This window comes from Providencia sp. UF-224, assembly GCF_058245955.1.
Genome location: NZ_JBSICC010000137.1, coordinates 1 through 271, shown reverse-complemented (window position 1 = coordinate 271; position 271 = coordinate 1). Strand labels below are relative to the sequence as shown.

At 48.7% G+C, this 271-nt stretch carries 1 protein-coding gene; it reads left to right on the top strand.

Translation table 11 applies throughout. The annotated features are described in order from the left end of the window. A partial coding sequence (locus AC4IFO_RS23190; RefSeq protein ID WP_490737878.1) for a hypothetical protein occupies positions 1-271 on the top strand: 271 nt, incomplete at both ends.

Below are 271 nucleotides of genomic sequence, written 5' to 3'. Positions count from 1 at the left end.
CCTTTGGTAACGGCATCAAAGGGTTAGACAAAAATAACCTTCACTTAGGCAGCCTAAAAGGCGATACCTTAAATTGGACGGATAATGGCGATGGCAGCTACACCGCTCAGGTGCCACTCAAAGACCTCGGTAATATCGATGTAACCGCCTCACTGAACGGAGTTTCCAGCCAAAAAACTGACATCACCGTGGGCAAAGCCACGGGCAACAACAGTGTGCAAAATATCGTTGTTACGCCAAACACAAAAACCCCAAATGCGGGGGACAAGCC